This window comes from Xanthomonas sp. SHU 166, from assembly GCF_000364685.1.
Lineage (GTDB): Bacteria > Pseudomonadota > Gammaproteobacteria > Xanthomonadales > Xanthomonadaceae > Xanthomonas_A > Xanthomonas_A sontii.
The window spans coordinates 1-4,454 of record NZ_AQOJ01000288.1 but is presented as its reverse complement, the minus strand read 5'-3'; the positions used below and the strand labels follow the sequence as shown (position 1 = coordinate 4,454).

General features: G+C 69.4%; 5 protein-coding genes and 1 pseudogene. 2 read left to right on the top strand and 4 right to left on the bottom strand.

What is annotated here, in order from left to right; translation table 11 throughout:
• Positions 1-45 precede the first annotated feature (45 nt).
• The 4 genes from fghA to D180_RS08995 form a co-directional block, all read right to left on the bottom strand.
• Entirely contained in the window at positions 46-876 is an 831-nt protein-coding gene (fghA, locus tag D180_RS09010; protein WP_017912532.1) for an S-formylglutathione hydrolase, read from the bottom strand.
• Between the two features lie 90 nt (positions 877-966).
• Complete coding sequence (gene gfa, locus D180_RS09005) at positions 967-1,539, bottom strand: S-(hydroxymethyl)glutathione synthase (protein ID WP_043090701.1); 573 nt, start codon at positions 1,537-1,539, stop codon at positions 967-969.
• 70 nt (positions 1,540-1,609) lie between these two features.
• Positions 1,610-2,719, bottom strand: a complete 1,110-nt coding sequence (locus D180_RS09000) for an S-(hydroxymethyl)glutathione dehydrogenase/class III alcohol dehydrogenase (RefSeq protein ID WP_017912530.1) — start codon at positions 2,717-2,719, stop codon at positions 1,610-1,612.
• Positions 2,720-2,759: 40 nt separating this feature from the next.
• Positions 2,760-3,035 (bottom strand): metal/formaldehyde-sensitive transcriptional repressor, encoded by a 276-nt coding sequence (locus tag D180_RS08995; RefSeq protein WP_017908003.1) that lies wholly within the window; start codon positions 3,033-3,035, stop codon positions 2,760-2,762.
• A 318-nt stretch (positions 3,036-3,353) separates the two neighbouring features.
• On the opposite strand from D180_RS08995, the gene D180_RS08990 reads away from it, so the two are divergent.
• Both D180_RS08990 and D180_RS08985 read left to right on the top strand, forming a co-directional pair.
• The gene (locus D180_RS08990; protein WP_026143454.1) at positions 3,354-4,070 is read left to right on the top strand and encodes a response regulator transcription factor; all 717 of its coding nucleotides are present in this window, start codon (positions 3,354-3,356) and stop codon (positions 4,068-4,070) included.
• Positions 4,067-4,454, top strand: a pseudogene (locus D180_RS08985) (two-component sensor histidine kinase); the annotation flags it as partial. The gene D180_RS08990 and the pseudogene D180_RS08985, both read left to right, overlap by 4 nt.

The window sequence follows — 4,454 nt, the reverse complement described above, 5'->3', positions numbered from 1 at the left end:
CCCCTGCCCGGCGGGCCGCGTCGCGCGGCCGCCGGTGGAGCGCGCTCAGCCCTGCAGGGCGCGCGCGTGGAAGGCGATGTGCTCGCCGATGAAGCTGCCGATGAAGTAGTAGCTGTGGTCGTAGCCGGGCTGCACGCGCAGGGTCAGCGGGTAGCCGGCGGCCTCGGCGGCGGCCTGCAGCAACTGCGGGCGCAACTGCTTCTCGAGGAACTCGTCGCCGCCGCCCTGGTCGATCAGCAGCGGCAGACGCTCGCTGGCACTGCCGATCAGCACGCTGGCGTCGTAGGCCTGCCACTGCGTGCGGTCCTCGCCCAGGTAGGCGGTGAATGCCTTCTCGCCCCACGGCACCTGCGTGGGCGCCACGATCGGCGAGAACGCCGACACGCTGCGGTAGCGGCCGGGATTCTTCAGCGCGATCACCAGGGCGCCGTGGCCGCCCATCGAATGCCCGCTGATCGCGCGCCGGCCGTTGTGCGGGAACTGCGCCTCGATCAGCGCCGGCAGTTCCTGCACCACGTAGTCGTACATGCGGTAGTGCGCGTCCCACGGCGCCTGGGTGGCGTTGACGTAGAAGCCGGCGCCCTTGCCCAGGTCGTAACCCTCGGCGTCGGCGACGCTCTCGCCGCGCGGGCTGGTGTCGGGCGCGACCAGGATCACGCCATGCTCGGCCGCATAGCGCTGCGCACCGGCCTTGGTGATGAAGTTCTGCTCGGTGCAGGTCAGGCCGCTGAGCCAGTACAGCACCGGCAGCGTGGTGTGCTCGGCCTGCGGCGGCAGGTACACGGCCACCTGCATGGGGCAGCCGAGCACAGCCGAGTCGTGGCGATAGACGTCCTGCCAGCCGCCGCAGCAGGCGTGGTGTTCGATACGTTCCATGGGCAGTTCCGGGAAGAGGGCCTGCGGCCGCGACCGGCCGCAGGCGGGGTGCCGCGACGCGTCGACCGGCGACGCGCGCGGCAGCGGGCTTCAGTGCAGCACGCCGTTCTTGCGCGCCACGTGGGTGGAGATCGCGTCCATCAGCGGCGGCGACAGGCAATCGTACGGTTCCAGCTTCAGTTCGCGCAGGCGGTTGCGCACCCCGTCCATCGCCTCCGGACGCGTGCCGCTCTCGATGATCGACGACACGAAGGCGGCGAACCCCGGCGCCGACCAGCCCTGCTGCGGCGACAGTTCCGTATGTACGAAATCCAGGCCGTAGAACGGATGCTCGGTGTTCTCGATGCGGCCGTACATGTGCACGCCGCAGCCGGTGCAGGCGTGACGGCGGATGGTCGCGCTCTCGTCCACCACCTTCAGCTTCTCCTCGTGCGCCGTCACCTTGACCTTGTCGCGCGCCACCACCGCCACCACCGAGAAGGTCGCGCCCTTCGGCTTCCAGCACTTGGTACAGCCACAGGCGTGGTTGTGCGCGGTCTGCGCGCCAACTTCCACCACCACCTTGTCGCTGGCGCAATGGCATTCCAGGGTACCGCCCTGGAACTGCTCCGCGCCGGCACGCACGCCGGCATCCACCGACGGATGAATCGTCACAGTACTCATCTTGCCCCCTCCCGGGTTCGTTGCGTCGCTGCAATGCGCGGAAACGGCCGCGCGCCGGACTGACCTGCGGTCAGAAGTGGATGACGGTGCGGATCGACTTGCCCTCGTGCATCAGGTGGAAGGCTTCGTTGATCTCGTCCAGCGGCAGGGTGTGGGTGATGAACGGATCGAGATCGATCTCGCCGTGCATCGCCTGCTCCACCATGCCCGGCAGCTGGGTGCGGCCCTTGACCCCGCCGAAGGCGCTGCCGCGCCAGACGCGGCCGGTGACCAGCTGGAACGGGCGCGTGCTGATTTCCTGGCCGGCGCCGGCCACGCCGATGATGACGCTCTCGCCCCAGCCCTTGTGGCAGCACTCCAGCGCCGAGCGCATCACGTGCACGTTGCCGATGCACTCGAAACTGAAGTCCACGCCGCCGTCGGTCAGCTCGACGATGACTTCCTGGATCGGCTTGCTGTAGTCCTTCGGGTTGATGCAGTCGGTGGCGCCCATGCTGCGCGCCAGCTCGAACTTGCCCGGATTGGTGTCGATGGCCAGGATGCGCCCGGCCTTGGCCTGCACCGCGCCCTGGATCACCGCCAGGCCGATGCCGCCGAGGCCGAACACCGCGACGCTGTCGCCTTCCTTCACCTTGGCCGTGTTGTGCACCGCACCGATGCCGGTGGTGACGCCGCAGCCGAGCAGGCACACCTTCTCCAGCGGCGCCTCGGGGTTGACCACGGCCAGCGAGATCTCCGGCACCACCGTGTACTCGCTGAAGGTGCTGCAGCCCATGTAGTGGTAGATCGGCTGGCCGTTGTAGGAGAAGCGGGTGGTGCCATCGGGCATCAGGCCCTTGCCCTGGGTGGCGCGCACCGCCTGGCACAGGTTGGTCTTGCCGGACAGGCAGAACTTGCACTTGCGGCACTCGGCCGTGTACAGCGGGATCACGTGGTCGCCGACCTTGACGCTGGTCACACCCTCGCCCACCGCCTCGACGATGCCGCCGCCCTCATGGCCGAGCACCGCCGGGAAAATGCCTTCCGGATCGTCGCCGGACAGCGTGAACGCGTCGGTATGGCACACGCCGGTATGGGTGATGCGCACCAGCACTTCGCCCTGGCGCGGCGGTTCGACATCGATCTCCACGATCTGCAGCGGTTTGCCTGCTTCGAAAGCGACGGCGGCTCGGGACTTCATGCGATTTCTCCTGGCTGACGGAATGGGCGTGGGGTGGGGATCATTTGAGGTAGGAGCGGACCAGCATGGCCATCTCGCGCACGCGCGCGGCGCGCTGCGCATCGGAGGTGGCGGCATGGCCGAATTCATCGCGGACGTGCGCTTGCATCACTTCCGACATCAGGCCGTTGACCGCGCCGCGGATGGCGGCGATTTGCTGCAGCACAGCAGCGCAGTCCGTCCCCTCCTCCAGCGCGCGTTCCAACGCCTCGGTCTGGCCGCGCAGGCGGCGGATGCGGGCGAGGACGCGCTTCTTTTCGTGCGGGGCGTGCGGCATGTGGCGGGGACTCGGGAACTATACTGGGGGATAGTATCCCTGCCATCGAAAAAAGAAAACGCCCGCGCCGTTACTCCACCCATCCTGGCCGACCCGGGCGCGGCCGGACGCCCCGCCGCGCGGGTGCCGGCGCATGGCAATGCGTGTCGGCCCAGGACACGAAACCGCCATGTTCGCGCCGCCGGTGCTGCCTATGATGGCCATGCGTTCATGCACGGGCCCCGGTGCCGGTGGCCCCGTCCCTGCCCGCCCCCAGTTCCAGGCAGCCGCGGCCACGTCTAGACTGGGCGAATCCCCGTGTGGCCGCCCTTCAAGATCGTGGACATGAAATCCTTCATTCTGGTCGTCGACGACGATCCGGATCTGCGCCGACTCATCAGCGAGTTCCTGAGCGACCACGGCTATCAGGTGGACACCGCCGAGACCGTGGCGGAGATGCGCCTGCGGATGGCCGAGCGCCAGCCGGACCTGGTGATCCTGGACGTGATGATGCCCGGCGAGGACGGCCTCAGTGCCGCCCGCCAGCTCGCCAGCGAGCGCGGCGCGCCGGCGGTGATCATGCTCAGCGCGCTGGGCAGCGACACCGACCGCATCATCGGCCTGGAAGTCGGCGCCGACGACTACCTGGCCAAGCCGTGCAATCCGCGCGAGCTGCTGGCACGGGTGCGCGCCCTGCTGCGGCGCAGCCAGGCGGCGACGCTGCCGCCGGAAGCGCGCGGCAACGTCTACGAGTTCGCCGGCTGGCGGCTGGACGTGATCCGCCGCGACCTGCGCGATCCCACCGGCATCTTCATCAATCTCTCCGACGGCGAATTCGCGCTGCTGCGCACCTTCGTCGAGCATCCGCAGCGCGTGCTCAGCCGCGACCAGCTGCTCGACTACGCGCGCGGCCGCGACACCGAGGTCTACGACCGCGCCATCGACAGCCAGATCAGCCGCCTGCGCCGCAAGATCAACGAGCGCGTGCAGACCGAACTGATCCGCACCGTGCGCAACGAGGGCTACATGCTGCTGCCGAGCGTCGCCCGCCTGTGAGCGGGCCCACGCGCGCCCGCCGCGGCGTGCCGATCTTCGCCCGCGCCTTCCTGCTGCTGGTGGTGGCGCTGCTCACCGCGCAGCTGATCGGCATCGCCCTGGTGCTGCGCACGCCGGTCTACGAGATGCCGGTGCACCCGCCGGAGGTGATCGCCCTGCTCAGCACGCGCATGCCGGCCGGCACCCAGACCCTCAAGGTGCAGGACACCGCCCATGCGCCGCTGCCGGCGCGCGACCAGGTGCGCGACCGCAACGTGGAACGGCTGATGGCGCACTGGCTGGAAGTGGCGCCGGACCAGGTGCGCTTCTACCGCAACAGCGACGGCCGCCTGGAACGCCTGCGCCTGCGCCTGGGCGAACGCCCGCCGCCGCCGCCGCATGCCA